This is a genomic window from Psychrobacter cibarius (genome assembly GCA_030686115.1).
GTDB lineage: Bacteria > Pseudomonadota > Gammaproteobacteria > Pseudomonadales > Moraxellaceae > Psychrobacter > Psychrobacter cibarius_C.
Map to the genome: position 1 here is coordinate 848228 of CP131612.1, position 16271 is coordinate 864498.

The 16271-nt window shown below is 43.4% G+C and carries 15 protein-coding genes; 10 read left to right on the forward strand and 5 right to left on the reverse strand.

All coding sequences use genetic code 11. From position 1 onward, the window contains the following. The first annotated feature begins 7 nt into the window (after nucleotides 1-7). A complete protein-coding gene (locus Q6344_03640) occupies nucleotides 8-823 on the forward strand; it encodes an SDR family NAD(P)-dependent oxidoreductase (protein ID WLG14442.1) in 816 nt (271 codons plus the stop codon). 7 nt (nucleotides 824-830) lie between these two features. On the opposite strand, the gene Q6344_03645 is transcribed toward Q6344_03640, so the two are convergent. The 3 genes from Q6344_03645 to nadA form a co-directional block, all read right to left on the reverse strand. After that, complete coding sequence (locus Q6344_03645) at nucleotides 831-1724, reverse strand: phosphatidate cytidylyltransferase (protein WLG14443.1); 894 nt, start codon at nucleotides 1722-1724, stop codon at nucleotides 831-833. 77 nt (nucleotides 1725-1801) lie between these two features. Further along, nucleotides 1802-3718 (reverse strand): L-aspartate oxidase, encoded by a 1917-nt coding sequence (nadB, locus tag Q6344_03650; protein ID WLG15137.1) that lies wholly within the window; start codon nucleotides 3716-3718, stop codon nucleotides 1802-1804. 1 nt (nucleotide 3719) lies between these two features. Beyond that, nucleotides 3720-4772, reverse strand: coding sequence for a quinolinate synthase NadA (gene nadA, locus Q6344_03655; GenBank protein WLG15138.1), 1053 nt, complete (start codon nucleotides 4770-4772; stop codon nucleotides 3720-3722). Between the two features lie 372 nt (nucleotides 4773-5144). On the opposite strand from nadA, the gene Q6344_03660 reads away from it, so the two are divergent. From Q6344_03660 to Q6344_03675, 4 genes are all read left to right on the forward strand, one after another. After that, nucleotides 5145-6233, forward strand: coding sequence for a hypothetical protein (locus Q6344_03660; GenBank protein ID WLG14444.1), 1089 nt, complete (start codon nucleotides 5145-5147; stop codon nucleotides 6231-6233). A 170-nt stretch (nucleotides 6234-6403) separates the two neighbouring features. Beyond that, the gene (gene nadC / locus Q6344_03665; GenBank protein ID WLG14445.1) at nucleotides 6404-7264 is read left to right on the forward strand and encodes a carboxylating nicotinate-nucleotide diphosphorylase; all 861 of its coding nucleotides are present in this window, start codon (nucleotides 6404-6406) and stop codon (nucleotides 7262-7264) included. Between the two features lie 314 nt (nucleotides 7265-7578). Then, nucleotides 7579-8184, forward strand: a complete 606-nt coding sequence (locus Q6344_03670; GenBank protein WLG15139.1) for a MarC family protein — start codon at nucleotides 7579-7581, stop codon at nucleotides 8182-8184. Nucleotides 8185-8477: 293 nt separating this feature from the next. Further along, nucleotides 8478-9860, forward strand: a complete 1383-nt coding sequence (locus tag Q6344_03675) for an NAD(P)/FAD-dependent oxidoreductase (GenBank protein ID WLG14446.1) — start codon at nucleotides 8478-8480, stop codon at nucleotides 9858-9860. 127 nt (nucleotides 9861-9987) lie between these two features. On the opposite strand, the gene Q6344_03680 is transcribed toward Q6344_03675, so the two are convergent. Next, a complete protein-coding gene (locus tag Q6344_03680; protein ID WLG14447.1) occupies nucleotides 9988-10590 on the reverse strand; it encodes a LysE/ArgO family amino acid transporter in 603 nt (200 codons plus the stop codon). A 167-nt stretch (nucleotides 10591-10757) separates the two neighbouring features. Between Q6344_03680 and Q6344_03685 the strand changes: the two genes are divergently transcribed. The 3 genes from Q6344_03685 to Q6344_03695 all read left to right on the forward strand — a co-directional run bounded on the left by Q6344_03685 (nucleotide 10758) and on the right by Q6344_03695 (nucleotide 13026). Next, nucleotides 10758-11501, forward strand: a complete 744-nt coding sequence (locus tag Q6344_03685) for a hypothetical protein (GenBank protein ID WLG14448.1) — start codon at nucleotides 10758-10760, stop codon at nucleotides 11499-11501. A gap of 243 nt (nucleotides 11502-11744) precedes the next feature. After that, nucleotides 11745-12428 (forward strand): hypothetical protein, encoded by a 684-nt coding sequence (locus Q6344_03690; GenBank protein ID WLG14449.1) that lies wholly within the window; start codon nucleotides 11745-11747, stop codon nucleotides 12426-12428. A gap of 40 nt (nucleotides 12429-12468) precedes the next feature. Continuing rightward, entirely contained in the window at nucleotides 12469-13026 is a 558-nt protein-coding gene (locus Q6344_03695; protein WLG14450.1) for a hypothetical protein, read from the forward strand. A 137-nt stretch (nucleotides 13027-13163) separates the two neighbouring features. Here the strand turns inward: Q6344_03695 and rluB are convergent, their stop codons facing one another. Further along, nucleotides 13164-14093 carry a 23S rRNA pseudouridine(2605) synthase RluB gene (rluB, locus tag Q6344_03700; protein WLG14451.1) on the reverse strand — a complete coding sequence of 310 codons (930 nt, stop codon included), beginning with the start codon at nucleotides 14091-14093 and terminating at the stop codon, nucleotides 13164-13166. A gap of 588 nt (nucleotides 14094-14681) precedes the next feature. Here rluB and Q6344_03705 point away from each other — a divergent pair. After that, the gene (locus tag Q6344_03705) at nucleotides 14682-15773 is read left to right on the forward strand and encodes a polysaccharide biosynthesis/export family protein (GenBank protein ID WLG14452.1); all 1092 of its coding nucleotides are present in this window, start codon (nucleotides 14682-14684) and stop codon (nucleotides 15771-15773) included. Nucleotides 15774-15782: 9 nt separating this feature from the next. After that, on the forward strand, nucleotides 15783-16259 hold the full coding sequence (locus Q6344_03710; GenBank protein ID WLG14453.1) for a low molecular weight protein-tyrosine-phosphatase: 477 nt from the start codon (nucleotides 15783-15785) through the stop codon (nucleotides 16257-16259). The last annotated feature ends 12 nt before the right edge of the window (nucleotides 16260-16271 follow it).

The window sequence follows — 16271 nt, forward strand, 5'->3', positions numbered from 1 at the left end:
CTCTAAAATGAAAAACATCACACAGTCGACTTCAGCTCATAAGCCGTCACATATTGTCGTTTTTGGCGGTACGAGTGGACTTGGCTGGGCGTTGGCGCTGCATCATCAGGCGCTTGGCTGGCAAGTGAGCGTGGTTGGTCATAGCGTAGAGAAGATAGCCCATATCAATAGTCAGCATCCTGACATTGTTACTCAATGCTGTGATTTAACCGATAGCGCGCAAACACAAACGTTGTTAGAGGTTTTGTCTAATATTAGTTTTCAAAGAGTAATTTATAGCGCGGGTAGTTACACCAATGAGCGTGTTCATCATCTGAGTCAAGCTGACAGCGATAAAATGCTAGCAATTAATCTGCAAGCATTTGAGCAGGTTTTTAGATGGGCAAGTGAGCAATTAAAACAGCAAAGTTATTCAATGGATTTTAATAAAAGCAACAAACTAAGTCTGATTTGTATCGCTTCTATTGCCGGTACCATGAATTATCCTTATGCCAGTCTTTACGCCAAAAGCAAACGCGCGATGATTGCGACTGCCAGCGCTTATCGAGCGGCACTTGCGCCGTATCATATTCAAGTCAACTGCATCGCCTCAGGTTATATCGATACTCAAGCATTACGCGATTTGAATGACGGCGATGCCAGTCATAAGCCATTCGTCATCAGTACGCAAACGGCGGTGAAGCATGTTATGCAAGCCATTGATAAAAATATTGAGCTGGCAGTATTTCCGCGCTCCACGCGTTATATTACTCGGGCGCTCAATCATTTGCCTAAGCCTGTGCTTAACTGGATATTACGCAGTAGATTGGATAAAACGACTTGATAATAGCTTACCCAAGCAGCCAATAAAACAAGGTAAATAGCGGCACGCCAATGAGCAAGCTATCTACTCTGTCTAATACGCCGCCATGTCCGGCGAGCATCGTACCCGTGTCTTTCACCCCATGCTGACGTTTAAAGGCGGACTCTAATAAATCTCCAGCGATACCACTGACCGCTAAGCCGTAAGCGGCTAATAAGCAAATCCACCAGTTAAAAGGCGTGAGCCAAATGCCTAATAGCGTTGCCAATATCGCTGCTAGCATACTGCCGAAAAGAGCGCCTTCGATACTTTTATTCGGGCTAATAATTGGGGCAAGACCACGCTTAAACAACTTGTGACCAAGCAATCGTCCACATAAATACTGGGCAATATCATTAAATTGACTGGCGAATAACACAAAAAACAAAACGCCATACTGCTCGCGCTGCCAGATTAATTGTTGTAAGGCAATGAGACTGATAATCAGTGTGATAAAAGCAAAGCTAAAGACTAAGTCTAACCGATTTAGACGCGTATAAGCTTGAGTAGAATGGGAAGAGGTTTGGCTAAAAGGCAATATCTTGGGTTGTAAACCGCGCGCTTGCAGTTTCTCAATCAGCACAGCTTTGCTTTGCAGACACCATAAGCGTTTGATCTCATAGCCGCCACGCAGACCAATTAAAACGAAAAAGGCGATGAGCAGCCACTGGTAGGGGTAGTTAGGAGGCTGTGAGGGGTGGCTATTATCCGTTACCTTAGCGATAACATAACAAAGGCAAAGCGCCGCTAACATGAGCCACCATGAGCGCGCGATTAAATAGATTTTCGGTAAGCGCTGACGTAAGCGAGGTAGGGCAAGTATCGCCCAAACCGAACTGACGACTAATATTAGAACGATCACAAATCGTAAATCAGAAGCCATGTTTTTAGCACTTTGAGGTCAATAGAAAACGGTGGATTACCGTTTTTCATGGCTAAAGTGGTAGCCTCCAATTGCTGTTAGATGTTAGCAACTGTATTTACCACTCTAGCCTCTGTGTCATCGATTATAGGCTGAAGCAGCCAATCAATGCCACCCTCTCTGCTGCCTGTTTTGTCAGCTTCTCTCAACTTCGATAAGGGCGCAATCACACTGGTCCGAGGTGTGGATGCCAAATGCGGATAGTCTTGACGATAGTGACCACCGCGACTCTCATAACGCTGATAAGCTGACTGAATAACCAATGTGGCTAATTGTAATTGTCGTGCTAATTGAAAGTATCTCAAGCTGGCAAGGGTAGTTTTATCGCTCTTACTACTGATAGTGGTTGAATGAGACTTGGGGCATCTAAGCTGCTGCTGCCAATTTTCTATTTGTAGCAATGCTTGTGCTAATTGCCCAGCGCTACGAGTGATACCCATATGAGCAGTCATTAAAACTTTTAATTCTGTGACTATTTTGCCAGCATAATCATGGGTAACGATATCAGTGTCATCACAATGAGATAAATTAAATAGAATGGTAGGAGAACAAGGAAGCTTAATAGCTTGAATATCTTTAAGCGTTGGTGCTGTCCAAATGGCAGTTGCTAATAAATCTGAGTGATCATAACTGGTAACGTGATTTAGATTTTCTAATGCTTCTAAATATCGCGGTAAGTCAGCAGCGATATTGCGCCCAACGACTACACATTCTAAAAGTGAATTACTTGCTAAGCGGTTAGCCCCATGCAAACCTGTATAGGCAACTTCGCCAGCTGCATAAAGCCCTGCTACATCGGTTACACCATTGGCGTCAGTAACCACGCCACCGCAACTATAATGCGCAGTCGGGGCAACGGGGATAGGTTCCCTAGTCATATCAATGCCGAGGTTGAATAATGTTTGATAAATCTGTGGGAAGTGTTCTCGTAAAAATTGATCTGGTAAATGACTGACATCTAAATGTACGTAGCCAAGTCCGTTATTACTGATCTGCTCAGCGATGGCGCGAGCGACGATATCGCGTGGTGCCAATTCTGCCCGTTCATCAATTTCCAACATAAAGCGCGCACCGGTTTGTGGACAGGTCAGATGCCCCCCTTCACCGCGTAAGGCTTCAGATATTAAAAAACTGCTGTCTGCCACTGCTAAGCCCGTCGGATGAAATTGGATAAATTCTAAATTTGCTAATCGGCAGCCTGCTTGCCAGGCCATCATCACACCATCGCCGACACAGACGTTGGGTGCACTGGCACGCTTAAATAATTGACCCATGCCACCACTAGCCAGTACGACTGCGCGACTATAAAAAGTCAGTTGTCGTTGATTATTATGATCAAAAACTTGCGCCCCTTGGCATTGCTTATTTGTATTGGCACTGTCTGTTAAAAGGCTCAGCGCTTCATGATAAGGTAAAATAGTGATATTGGCAGCGTTTTTCGCCTTTATAGTCAAGGCTTCCATTATGTGTCGACCAGTCGCATCATCCGCATGTGCGACCCGCCTGCAACCATGCCCGCCTTCTTTGGTTAAATGTAAGTCGGCAGTTTGTAGTTCAGTCTGTAGCTCGGTGAAAGGTTTTGTATTATCTTCTTGCGGTATTTGGGTAAAAGGCACACCTTGCTCACACAGCCATTGCACTGCCTGTTGCCCGGCACTTAAAATGCTGCTGGTATTATTAGCATTGCATAACCCTGCGCCAGCGATTAGGGTATCAGTGATATGGTCAGCGACAGAGTCCTCTTTATCCAAACTTGCCGCGATGCCACCTTGGGCATAATGACTGGAGCAAATCTCTAAGGCGGCTTTGCTCAATATGGTAATGTTTAACGATTTTGGTAATGCTAGAGCTGTGCTTAAGCCTGCTAATCCCGCGCCAATGATAAGTACGTCAGTTTGTACCATAGCAGCAGGGCTATCGAGACCTAATGATTCCGCTGTCAATGCCGCGCTCATATTAGGCAGCCCCGACATTGGCAAACAGCTCGCGGTCTTTGACAATATCGCCGCTCGCTGTCACACGTTGCTTCTGCGTTTCGGCAAAATCAAGCATGCGTTGCAAGGGTTTTCTAGCCGCGACTGCCAGCTCAGGCGTCATCAAAACTTCACCGCTGCGCTGCGTCAAGCACTGTTCAATACCTTTTAGACCATTCATTGCCATCCATGGGCAAAACGCGCAACTCTTACAACTGGCGCTTTCACCTGCAGTAGGTGCAGCCAAAAAACGCTTATTTGGCGAGCGCTTTTGCATTTCGTGCAAAATACCCAAATCGGTGGCGACAATAAAGGTATCGGCATCCATCTCATGAGTCGATTGCAACAGCTTACTGGTCGAGCCGACCACATCGGCGAGCGCCACCACGCTATCAGGGGATTCAGGATGCACCAACACTTTGGCGTTTGGATGCTCCTCTTTTAATTGCATCAGCTCGGTCGCTTTAAACTCATTATGTACGAGGCACGAGCCTTGCCAAAGCAGCATATCTGTGCCAGTCTCAGCAGCAATATATTTACCTAAATGGCGATCAGGACCCCAGATGATTTTTTCACCATTGGTATGCAAATGGCGAATGATATCGATGCCAACCGATGACGTCACCACCCAGTCGGCACGGGCTTTGACGGCGGCGCTGGTATTGGCGTAAACGACAACCGTACGCTCAGGGTGAGCATCACAAAATGCGGAGAACTCGTCAGCAGGGCAGCCCAAATCAAGCGAACACTCGGCTTCTAGGTCTGGCATCAGTACTGTCTTCTCCATACTTAAAATTTTTGCTGACTCGCCCATAAATCGGACGCCAGCGACCACTAAGGTCTGGGCGCTATGCGCTTGCCCAAAGCGTGCCATCTCCAGCGAATCACCCACGCAACCGCCCGTTGCCAATGCCAAATCCTGAATAAAGGGGTCGACATAATAATGGGCGACCAATACTGCATTATGCGCTTTTAATAGCTGTTTAATGTTTTCCTCGACCATAAGACGTTCAGCACGCGGCAAGTCTGCTGGCATTTTAGCTTTGGCATATTCAATATTCATTTGAGTGGCAATACGATTGTCATTACTCATGATGGGCGCGTCGTAAGGATAAGTTTTCATAGATGCAAACCTTTTAGGCAGTAACGACAAGCGATATGCCGCTAAAAATAAGTCAATTAATATCGCTGGCTAATCAGATGTTTTAATTATGCTCATTTTGAGCATAAATACAAGTATTTTTTATACATTTATGATTTGTACATTTATGATTTATAAAGACTCATTTTATATAATTACAACCACGAACTATGATAATCGTTGATTCAAGCTATACTGAGCAAATGGTCAACAGCTGAGCAGTTGAGCTTTATTTAATAATTAAAATAAAAGGTAATCACTAAAGTCATGACGTTGTCTTATTCACACGCGCATCAGCAAGGTAGTGGCACTACAGAAGTCGTGGCCGTGCTAGTCGCCATTACTGAGCATACCGCTCGGGTCTTAACCGTTGATCAAGGAAAGCTGTTACCCAATGGTCCATTGATGCCGTTGCATCGCTCATTGCAAGCGGGTGTGCGCCAATGGGTTGAGGAGCAAACACAGCAACCACTTGGTTATTTGGAGCAGCTATACACCTTTGTCGATACCAATAGGCGCAACGTTGATGGTCATGCACTGGTCTACGTGAGCTATTTGGGATTGGTGCAAGAGACACAAACGCAGCAGTTACAAAGCCAAGCATTGTGGCGCGATTGGTATGATTACTTTCCTTGGGAAAATCATTTGGATGGCATACCTAGCATCATTATGAATAATATTGTGCCAGCATTATTGAGCTGGGCAGATAGCGCTAAAGATTCAGGCATTCAGCAGCGCCGCCGTCAGCGTATTGGTCTATGTTGGGGTGTAAGTGAAGCGCTCTTAGTGGGTGATATGCCCACAAGTGAAAATGCGGATAATGAATACACAGCCTATGAGCATTATGAAAATAGAGAGTGGGTCGCTGAGCATGTGTTACTGCGCTATGAGATGCTGTATGAAGCGGGACTGATACCGGAAGCACCAAACTATCCACCCAGCTATTCAATGAATCATCAAAGCATTCATCAACCTAGCCATAAATCGAGCCATCAGAATAAGCTACCTGAAAACTGGTCACAGCTCATTGGGGTGCCGATGTATTATGATCATCGCCGAGTGATTGCGACGGCTATTTCACGGCTGCGTGCCAAAATTGAATACCGACCGCTTATTTTTGGCTTGATGCCAGATGTATTTACCTTGTCACAATTACAACAAAGCGTAGAAGCGCTCTCAGGAGTGCGCTTGCACAAGCAAAATTTTCGTCGTTTGCTAGATTCACAAAAACTTGTGATGGAAACAGGACAGAGTAGTAGCGCCCAACGTGGTCGCCCTGCCAAGCTTTATCGATTTCGTCATGATATTGAACTACAAAGCTTATTGATGGATAGTAAGTTGCCTAAGCGTAAATAGGAGTCGATAGACTACCTTGCTATCTTTATTTTGATGATTATAAAACCCTGTCGGCTGCACAAAATGATGACGGTTCCTTGCGAGGCTGTTAACTTTACGATATATTTATGCTCATTTTGAGTTTAATTGCATCAGCATATATGAACGCCACGTTTATTTAAGGGTTAAAGATGATAGTTAAAAAAGAACCAGCATTGGATGATGTATTGCTTAGACCTTTGGTTGAAGCTGCGCTAACTGAGGATTTGGGCAGACGCGGAGATGTCACATCACAAGCCACCATTCCAGCCGATATGCAAGCAAAGCTAGAGATTAAAGCGCGGCAAGCAGGCGTGATATGTGGTATGGATTTGGCACGTTTATCGTTTGCGATGGTTGATCCTCAGATTGAGTTTGTGGCTCAAGTTGCTGATGGTGAATGGGTCGACGCGGGTACAGTCTTGGCTAGTGTGGGTGGTAATGCGCGCCATTTACTGACAGCAGAACGTACCGCGCTCAATTTTATGACCCACTTGAGTGGTATTGCGACAGATACCAGAAAAATTGTAGATAGTGTGGCAGAGTATCCTGCGCAAATTACTTGTACACGTAAGACCATTCCAGGCTTGCGCATTGTACAAAAGTACGCGGTACGCTGCGGCGGCGGACGCAACCATCGTTTGGGACTGGATGATGCTATTTTAATCAAAGACAATCATATTGCCATCGCTGGTGATATAAAGACTGCGATTAAACAAGCCCAAGATTTTGCTGGGCATTTAATTCCCATCGAAGTAGAAGTCGATACTTTAGCGCAATTAGCGCAGGCACTAGACGCTGGCGTGAGCTTGGTGCTATTAGATAATATGTCCCCTGAAATACTAGCGCAGGCAGTAACGATGTGTAAAGGCCGCGCTAGAACAGAAGCTTCAGGTGGTATTACTCCTGAAACGGTGCAAGCAGCAGCAAAAACGGGTGTTGATTTTATTGCCATGGGTTATTTGACGCACAGTACCACGGCATTAGATATCGGTCTTGATTTTAGCGCATGATTTTCAACATGGCTGTCTTCACCTGCCTGTTTTAGCGATTAAGCTTTATGAGGTTTTTTACCCGCCAAATGGTGGCTGATAGGTCAATGTTGAGCCTCTATTTTCGTTGATAGTCTGCTGCTAGAAAGGTAAGCAAAGTTAATGATTTAATTAGCTTATCTGCCTATGATACAATATAAGCTACAATGTTATTGTTAACCATCTATTGGGTCATCGTTGCACTCGCACGATGACCTTATCTTTTTGCCCGATTTGACTAATAGACAAGCGAGCGCTCAGTGAATACTGAAATCATCAAGATAATCTTAGCCTTTATGGTACTGATTAATCCCTTTAGCGCTTTGACGTTATTTTTGGATTTGACCCGTGGTTATTCGATGAATAATCGACGCAAAGTGGCGCGTGTTGCTTGTTTGACGATTTTTATCACTATTAGTTTCTTTACGGTAGCAGGCGAGACATTACTAAAGGCACTTGGTATTTCTATCGGCTCGTTTCAGCTGGCAGGTGGTATCTTGGTGTTTTTGATTGCTCTTAATATGATGAATGGCGACGGTAATCCCGTGAAGCCCGATCAAGAAAACTTCGATGTTGACCATGTACAAGACGCGCCGCCCACCATGGCTGCAGCAGTTGTGCCTATCGCTATTCCAATGATGATTGGACCAGGTGGTATCTCGACGGTGATTATTTATTCTTCACAAGTCTCTGGTATTTTGCAAGTATCTGCCATATTGATTGCTGGTTTATTTATCAGTCTGTTTTGTTATCTAGCACTGATGGCGGCAGGTCGTATCAGTCGCTTGCTGGGTGATACTGGATTGAACATCATGAGCCGAATTATGGGGATGTTATTGGCGGCAGTTTCTATCGAAATTATCGTTAATGGCTTACGCACTTTATTTCCTGATTTAGTGTAATGACGCTGCTACGTTATGTTTGTCCGTCAATTTTTTGATTTATTCCTTAATGGGCGTGTTCAGTATTCAACCCTAGCACTGACAGTGCCGATTTATGCATATTTAATACGCCCTAATGAAAAGCACGTGTTAACTCATATCAAATTTAAAAACCAAAGATTCGGTTAGAAGCCATTTTTGGAGAATAGTCATGTCTTAAGCTATGGCCAATTAATCACCAAAAGTATTCGAAAAAACACCATTCATAAAAATATGTTACAGTGGAGAGACAACTATTATCATAGGAGTTAGTCTTGAGTAATAAAAGAATTGCTATTTTAGGTGCAGGTCCAAGTGGTTTAGCACAATTACGCGCTTTTGAAGCAGCTCGTTTGGCTGGCGCAAAAAACTTACCTGAGATAGTTTGTTATGAAAAGCAAAACGCTATTGGTGGCATGTGGAACTATAGCTGGCGCACAGGATTAGACAGAAATGGTGAGCCTGTTCACGGTAGTATGTACCGTTATTTATGGTCCAATGGTCCCAAAGAGTGCTTAGAGTTTGCTGATTATTCGTTTGACGAGCATTTTGGTGAAGCGATTCCCTCATACCCACCGCGTGAAGTCCTAAAAGACTACATTATGGGGCGTATTGATAAACAAGATATCCAAAAATACATTCGCTTTGAATGCCCAGTACGTTGGGTATCATTCGATGATGAGACGCAAAAATTCACCGTGACGGTGATGAATCATAAAACCAATGAGCAAGAAGTGGAAGAATTTGATTATGTGGTCGTGGCGACGGGTCATTTCTCCACGCCCAACATGCCTTACTTTGAAGGGTTAGAAGCTTTTCCCGGTCGCATTCTGCACGCGCATGATTTTCGTGACGCCTTAGAGTTCAAAGACGAAGATATTTTGCTCATCGGCAGTAGTTATTCAGCCGAAGACATTGGCACGCAGTGCTATAAGTATGGCACCAAATCAGTCACTATCAGCTATCGTACGCAAGCACTCGGCTATGATTGGCCAGAGGGCATCAAAGAAGTGCCTTTGGTCACCCATTTTGAAGAAGATGTGGCGCATTTTGCCGATGGTAGCAGCCAAAAATTTGATGCCATTATTATGTGTACCGGTTATCTGTTTCATTTCCCCTTTATGCCCGATGAGTTACGTCTGCAAACGCATAACTGCTTATATCCAGCCAACTTGTACAAAGGGATTTTCTGGCAGCCAAACCCAAAGCTCATTTATTTAGGTATGCAGGATCAGTATTTCACCTTTAATATGTTTGACGCTCAAGCATGGTATGCACGTGATGTGATGATGGGCGATATCGAGTTACCTGAATTGGTACACCGTGAAGCAGATGAGAAAAAGTGGTTGGCAACTTACGCGAAGTGCGTGACGGTCAGTGATTCAATCGACTTTCAAGCCGCTTATATTCGTGATTTAACCAACGCGACCGATTATCCAGAATTTGCTGTTGAAAAACAGGGTGAAATCTTAAAAGAGTGGCAAAAAGACAAAGCCGATAATATCATGACCTTTAGAGAAAAGGCGTATCGCTCTACGTTAACAGGCACGCTATCGCCTGAGTTGCCAGAGCCTTGGTTGGACGTCCTTGATGACTCGCTTGAGCATTTTTTGAACTTAACCTTCGTTAAGCCTAAAAAGCGTAAAAAAGTATCGTAAATAGTAAAAGTGTCAGATTCCAAAAAGCCAAACGCATTTATATAAGGTGTTTGGCTTTTTTATACTTATATGTAGAAGCTGTGTTAATGGTTTAGCCTATCACCTATTTTTGCCTTTATCGTTGTTTTTAACTTTGGTACAGATGCCACGCCAAATACAACATGAGTATCCCTACCAAAGCATCGAGTATATTCCACGCTTTTGGTTTGGCAAATAATGGTTTGAGTAATCGCGCCCCATAACCCAACGCAAAAAAGAAAAAGAATGAGGCGCTGACTGCGCCAACTGCAAATGCCAGCTTACTACTAGCACCCGTTGAAACCATGCCAACGAGTACCAATGTATCTAAGTAGACGTGTGGGTTGAGCCAAGTAAAGCCAAAACATAATAACAGGGCTTTTTTTAAGCTGGTGACGACTTGTCCCTCGACGGTGAGTGCATGTGTGACGCGCACACTGGCATATAAGCTCTGTAATCCATAGCATAGCAAAAATACAACACCAGCGAATTTTGCGATATTGACCACTTGCGGATATTGCGCCGTCACCGCGCCAAAACCGCCAACGCCAGCAGAGATTAACAGCGCATCACTGACCGCGCAAAATAAGCAGACAAAAAATATGTGCTCACGTTTGAGCCCTTGTTTGAGTACAAAGGCGTTTTGTGAGCCAATCGCGATGATGAGCGATAGCCCAAGTAAGAATCCAGAGGTGTAGTCGGTCGCATTCATAATAGTGTGCTTAGCATGGGGCGGATGAGAGGTGTTGACAGTTTGCTTACTGGCAGCGCGGTAAAAAGCTGTTAAGATACGCTATTGGATAAATCTATGCAATACGAGCGCAATAAGCGTGCACGGGACGAGGGGCAAGGTAGGTCATGGTGGTAAGTCTGACAAGAATGCTAAAGTCATTTGGGCAAGCTCAAGATGACCTGCCAACGCTAGCAGCCAAAAATGCTCAGGAGATGGCTATCAGTCAAGATATAGAGGTGACTGATAACAATAGTAAAAACAATGATAAAAATGATCAAGCTGTCAGTCAGCGTTCCGTACTGACGCCGCCTGAACGCACCGAACGTATTTGTGATGCTTTGGCGCAAGTGAGTGATATCAGAACGCCGACACCATTGACTGATCGCTACCTGTCCAATCGCGCTCAGATGCGCCCGACCAATAGACCGCCTTTTGATCCCGATACTTTATGGTATCTCAAACATGGACGCTGCCCGATTATGACTGAGCTTGTTGATGTGGTCGATGAAGCCACCCTAAACGCTATGCCCATCGAGGCGGTTGCGATACTAGACCGTATCAATGGTAAGTTAAAACGCTATCGTGAGTGGAGCAGTGAGCTCAACGAACAGCAACAACAGCAACATAATGAACGCCAATTTGTCATCGATAAGCTGGTGTCAGAGAGCATTCCAGAAGCCCTCCATCATTATGAGCAATTACAGCGTTTTAGCCCGCACCGCACCAAAAACAATATGGTGCAAGGCAAGATGACAGCAGGTGACATGCTGACGGATTTGTTTTTAGAGATTGATTATGAGCTTGATGAATTGTTAGATGAGCTGCATCAAACGGTGATGAATCGTTTGGCTTCAACGCACCGTTATGTCAAAAGCCGGACAAAAAGTTAATGGCTAATAGATAATGGCTGTTAATTGGCATTATAAAATTAACATAATCCAGAGCTGTGATTGAATTAGGGACACGTCCTAACATGGTTTTCACACAAGCGACGCAATGCATAACAATATAGGGCTTTAATAGAGCCTTATTTTTTTGTTTAATAATAACCATCTATCTTATTTAGAATAATAAGCTATTTAAAATAAGAAGAAATTTACCAAGCCATTTTATTCAATAATTAGGATACTCTAATGACTCAAGTTACTGCGATGTTTGTCATGTTCATTTTATATGGAGTGTTACCAGTAGCTGGGTTATATTTGGGGTATCGTGGTGTCAAAAAAATGACTGCGCCTAAAATGCTTGAGTACAAAGCGATGCCGCAATTGGGTTATATCCCAGAAAAAAGCTTGCCTGTTGAAGTCAAAACAGCACTCGACCAAATCAATGAAAAAGGGGAAAAGCTGCGGGTCATTTATGGCGATACCAATAATGATGGCAAGATAGACGATAAAGACACGGTCAATGAAACCTACATTATGATTCAAAATTTAATGGACAGACATGTGCCACTTGCTGTAACTGACTATCGCCGCTTGCACGACTTAGATGTGGGGGATGGCGCACGCGCTGACACGACCAAAATCAAGCACTCTAATGTGACTGGAAAAGAAGCGCTATTAGATGTATTACGTACCATTAATACTCAGTTTGATGATTTACTGAATGCCTCTTATCATCAAGATGGTCAAAAGCTGCTGGCGACCAACCGCTATCTACAAAAACGCTTTAATAATCCTGCTGCTACGACAGATATGCAAAAGCTCGATAGCAATGTTAGTAGTGTCAATAGTGCTAATATAGAAATTAAAGCGATTGAAAATCCAACTGGCGCAACTGGTAAGAATGTGAGTGCTGAGAATATTAAACTGTAAAGGCAAAGTGGTGTGATTAAACGATGAAGAGTAAGGGTATATGAGCATCTTAATAGGCATTGGCATTGTAACGACCGTCACCACCTTTTATTTGGGTAAAAAAGGCTGGCATGCGCTACACAAAGCGGTCGGTATTTCGCCAGGTGTACTCACTTATCAGGATTATGATGCACCGTTGTCATTGTCCAAACTTAGTTGGCAGCAACTAAATTTACATAAAAAACACCTGAAAAATTTGTCAGAGCCACAGCTGCGCCAATTAAAACGTATCGATGAAAAAGTAACCCGCTATCAAGCGTATCCAAAGTCACTACAAGCTCAGCATAAAACGCCTGCCGTAACCGAGCAACAGTTTTTATTGAATAAGATGTTACACACTAGGCTGCCTGAAATGCTTGCCAGTCATCATTATCTAGCGAATGTTAATATAAGCGCGGACAATGCAGATAATGAAAAAAAGGCAGAAGCCAATCAGTTATTACAGCAGGTATTTAATAATATTGAGCAGCGTCTAGATAGATTATTAGAACAAATGGAAAGTCAGCAGTTGCAAGAGCTACGAGTCATGAGGAATTATATTAATAGCCACGATAGCTAAATATAAGTCGTCAGGTTGACAACGACTCTTTGTAAAACTTATATAAAAAAGCAGCCAATGATGAATAATCATTGGCTGCTTTTTTGTGGTCTACTTTAAATCAATTAAAGATTTAAAATCAGGATAGATTGATACAATTAGCGTTTGTCGTTGCGGTCACGAGTATTGCGCGTACCACGGCTGGCAGGGCTAGCACTGCTTTTAGGCTTCGCGCTGCTATTGCGAGTGTCGCTACGACTGTCAGTAGCGCGACGCGCTTTAAGCGGCTTGCTTCTGATACGCTCTTGCTTCTCTTTCGCTGCGCCATGCAGACCCGTACCATAACGAGGACGTAAGCTCACTAGATCGGTCAACGTATTGATATCTTTTCTGTCGAGTTCTAAGAAACGACCAGTACGTAGCTCTTTTGGTAGAGCAATCGTACCGTAACGCGTGCGTAGTAGACGGCTTACTTTCAGGCCTTGTGATTCAAACAAACGACGTACTTCGCGATTACGACCTTCTTTTAGTTGGACGTGATACCACTTGTTGACGCCTTCACCACCGCCTTCTTTGATATCTTCAAACTTTGCAATGCCATCTTCTAGCATAACGCCAGCCGTTAATGCACGTGCAATTTCAGGAGTCACTTCACCCAATACACGTACTGCGTACTCGCGAGTGACTTCGCCAGACGGATGCATCAAGCGATGCGCCATCTCACCATCATTGGTAAACAATAATAGCCCAGTTGAATTGATGTCCAAGCGACCAACCATCACCCAGCGATCATGAGTCAGTTTTGGTAAACGCTCAAAAACGGTTGGACGGCCTTCTGGATCTTTAGCAGAGCAGACTTCGCCTTCAGGTTTGTAGTAAGCGATAACACGGCGACGCTTTTCGTTTTCAGAGGTGTATTTAATCTGACGACCGTCAACACGAATCTCATCGCCTTGCTCGACGCGATCACCAATGGTCGCAGGTCCGTTATTAACAGTAACACGCCCTGATTTTATGACTTCTTCCATTTGACGGCGTGAGCCAAGACCCATACGGGCGAGGGCTTTCTGTAATTTTTCATCTTTCATAATCATGTCCTTGAGTCGGTGGGTTTACATTTCTCAATGTAAAAAATTGGATTGACTATTCTACGCTATTTTGATGACTTTAGCACGCAAACCAGTATCTACAAACGGTATCAATTTATCGTTTTATATTAATAAAAGAAAGTTTGCTAAATTAAAAGAGATTTCTAAAATAAAAGTTGATTAGGGTGTTATAAAAGTAAGGTATTTGCACACAAATGCTTATATTTATTTTTTAATAAAACAGTGATTTCTTCGAATATTATTAAGATCAATTAAGCAGTATAACCAATACCAAATTTATATTTTTGACAGCATGAACCCTAAAAAATACTGCTAACTCCGTTGAATATGTCTGCCGATTTAGATTTTTCTGTCTTTTTGTTTTTATCGATATGCGCTATACACCTTTTTTGAAAAGGGTTTACCTAAAATAAATTAACTAAAAAAATGTTCTTACATCAATGTTTATAAATATTGCGTTATGTATAGTTTAGGTGTATATTCAATAAATACATCCTTTTTTATGAATATATTGATAGCAGCAAGGCACTTATTTTTGATTCACGAATATAAATATGAGTAACTGTTATGGTTTATAAATATTTCATTTCTGTACAAAAGCGCTCCTTAATAGCAAGTGCGTCTTGCTTATTGCTGACAGTATTGCTCAGCAGTTGCACAATAAATTCAGGACTTCAGTCTGGAAAATTACCCGAGTCAGGGACATTCACTGCAGAAAACGGTCTACAATTCTATATTCAACCTTTGAGTTTGGCTAATCTACCAGCTAAAGAAGCCGTCATCCTTGATCGAGATTTATATCATTTAGTAAAAACATCTGGGCGTGTCAGCTATGGCATTGCTAAAGGGGATGTTCTCAATATTATCCTGACCAATTATCCAGATATTAATGCCTCAACGTCTAGTCTGACCGTTGACCAGCAAGGGTTTATACAATTCCCCTTAATAGGGAGAGTCAAAGCCAGCGGTCTCAGTGTGCCGCAGTTCACCGCCACTTTGCAAAGTAAGCTCCAACGCTATCTCAAATACTCAGATCCTCAGGTCAAAATCATCAATTACCGTGGTAGTAAGTTTTTCGTGGATGGTGAGGTCAAGCAGTCTGGTGAGTTTGCTATCGCAGATGTGCCCATCTCAGTATATGGCGCTATTTCTATGGCGGGTGGTACGACTGATACGGGTGATTCAAACCATATCGTATTAAACCGTCAAGGCAAAAGTTACAAGCTTGGTATCCAATCATTGAATCAAATGGGGCTGTCTGCCAATCAAATATACTTACAAGACGGCGATGCTATTCATGTCAATAGCCAAAGCCGCAATAAGGTCTATGTATTGGGAGAATTTGGCAAAATTGAGCCCGTTGCTATTCCTGAGCAAGGGCTGAGCCTAGCGCATGTATTAGGTGAGTCAAATGGATTGAATTCTAATACGGCCAACGCCGCCAAAGTATATATCGTTCGGGATAATCCAAAGTATCAATACACCAATATTTATTATGTCGACATGCAGAGCATCACAAGTTTTGCCTTGGCCAGTCGTTTTGACATGCAAGCCAATGACATTCTTTATGTTGATCCAACTGGCTTGGCGCGCTGGAATCGTATTATTAGCGCCATACTGCCTTCAACATCAGCAATCAATGTGATTTCAGGGATATAGGAGTCAGTCATGGGAGCGTTTGATCAGATCTTGGTTGTTTGTGTTGGCAATATATGCCGCAGCCCGATGGCCGCTGCCATATTAACGGCATATTATCCAGAAAAGCACATCGACTCTGCTGGTTTGTCAGCGCTCGTAGGTCACGCAGCTGATGCCAAAGCGGTTGCATTGATGGCCACTCATAATATAGACATCAGTGCTCATATCGCTAAGCAAATTGATGAAGTGTTAGTCAGTCAGTCAGATTTAATTTTGACGATGACAACCAGCCAAACCAAATGGATTGAAAATCAGTGGCCGCACTGTCGCGGAAAAACCTTTCGAATAGGGCATTGGCTTGATAAAGATATTGCTGACCCTTATCAGCAGGATGACTCAGCATTTGAGAAGAGTAGACAAGATATTATCGATAGTCTTGAACAATGGACTGACAAGATTAGCGACGCGACATCGATTAGAGCGTTGAAGTTCAGCGAATGCTATTAAACGATCAACATT

Coding starts and splice junctions, on each gene's coding strand:
- Q6344_03660 (WLG14444.1), top strand. CDS start 5,145: ATGACGTTGTCTTATTCACACGCGCATCAGCAAGGTAGTGGCACTACA.
- Q6344_03645 (WLG14443.1), bottom strand. CDS start 1,724: ATGGCTTCTGATTTACGATTTGTGATCGTTCTAATATTAGTCGTCAGT.
- rluB (WLG14451.1), bottom strand. CDS start 14,093: ATGAAAGATGAAAAATTACAGAAAGCCCTCGCCCGTATGGGTCTTGGC.
- nadC (WLG14445.1), top strand. CDS start 6,404: ATGATAGTTAAAAAAGAACCAGCATTGGATGATGTATTGCTTAGACCT.
- Q6344_03705 (WLG14452.1), top strand. CDS start 14,682: ATGGTTTATAAATATTTCATTTCTGTACAAAAGCGCTCCTTAATAGCA.
- Q6344_03710 (WLG14453.1), top strand. CDS start 15,783: ATGGGAGCGTTTGATCAGATCTTGGTTGTTTGTGTTGGCAATATATGC.
- Q6344_03680 (WLG14447.1), bottom strand. CDS start 10,590: ATGAATGCGACCGACTACACCTCTGGATTCTTACTTGGGCTATCGCTC.
- Q6344_03670 (WLG15139.1), top strand. CDS start 7,579: ATGGTACTGATTAATCCCTTTAGCGCTTTGACGTTATTTTTGGATTTG.
- Q6344_03685 (WLG14448.1), top strand. CDS start 10,758: ATGCTAAAGTCATTTGGGCAAGCTCAAGATGACCTGCCAACGCTAGCA.
- nadB (WLG15137.1), bottom strand. CDS start 3,718: ATGAGCGCGGCATTGACAGCGGAATCATTAGGTCTCGATAGCCCTGCT.
- nadA (WLG15138.1), bottom strand. CDS start 4,772: ATGCCAGCAGACTTGCCGCGTGCTGAACGTCTTATGGTCGAGGAAAAC.
- Q6344_03690 (WLG14449.1), top strand. CDS start 11,745: ATGACTCAAGTTACTGCGATGTTTGTCATGTTCATTTTATATGGAGTG.
- Q6344_03640 (WLG14442.1), top strand. CDS start 8: ATGAAAAACATCACACAGTCGACTTCAGCTCATAAGCCGTCACATATT.
- Q6344_03695 (WLG14450.1), top strand. CDS start 12,469: ATGAGCATCTTAATAGGCATTGGCATTGTAACGACCGTCACCACCTTT.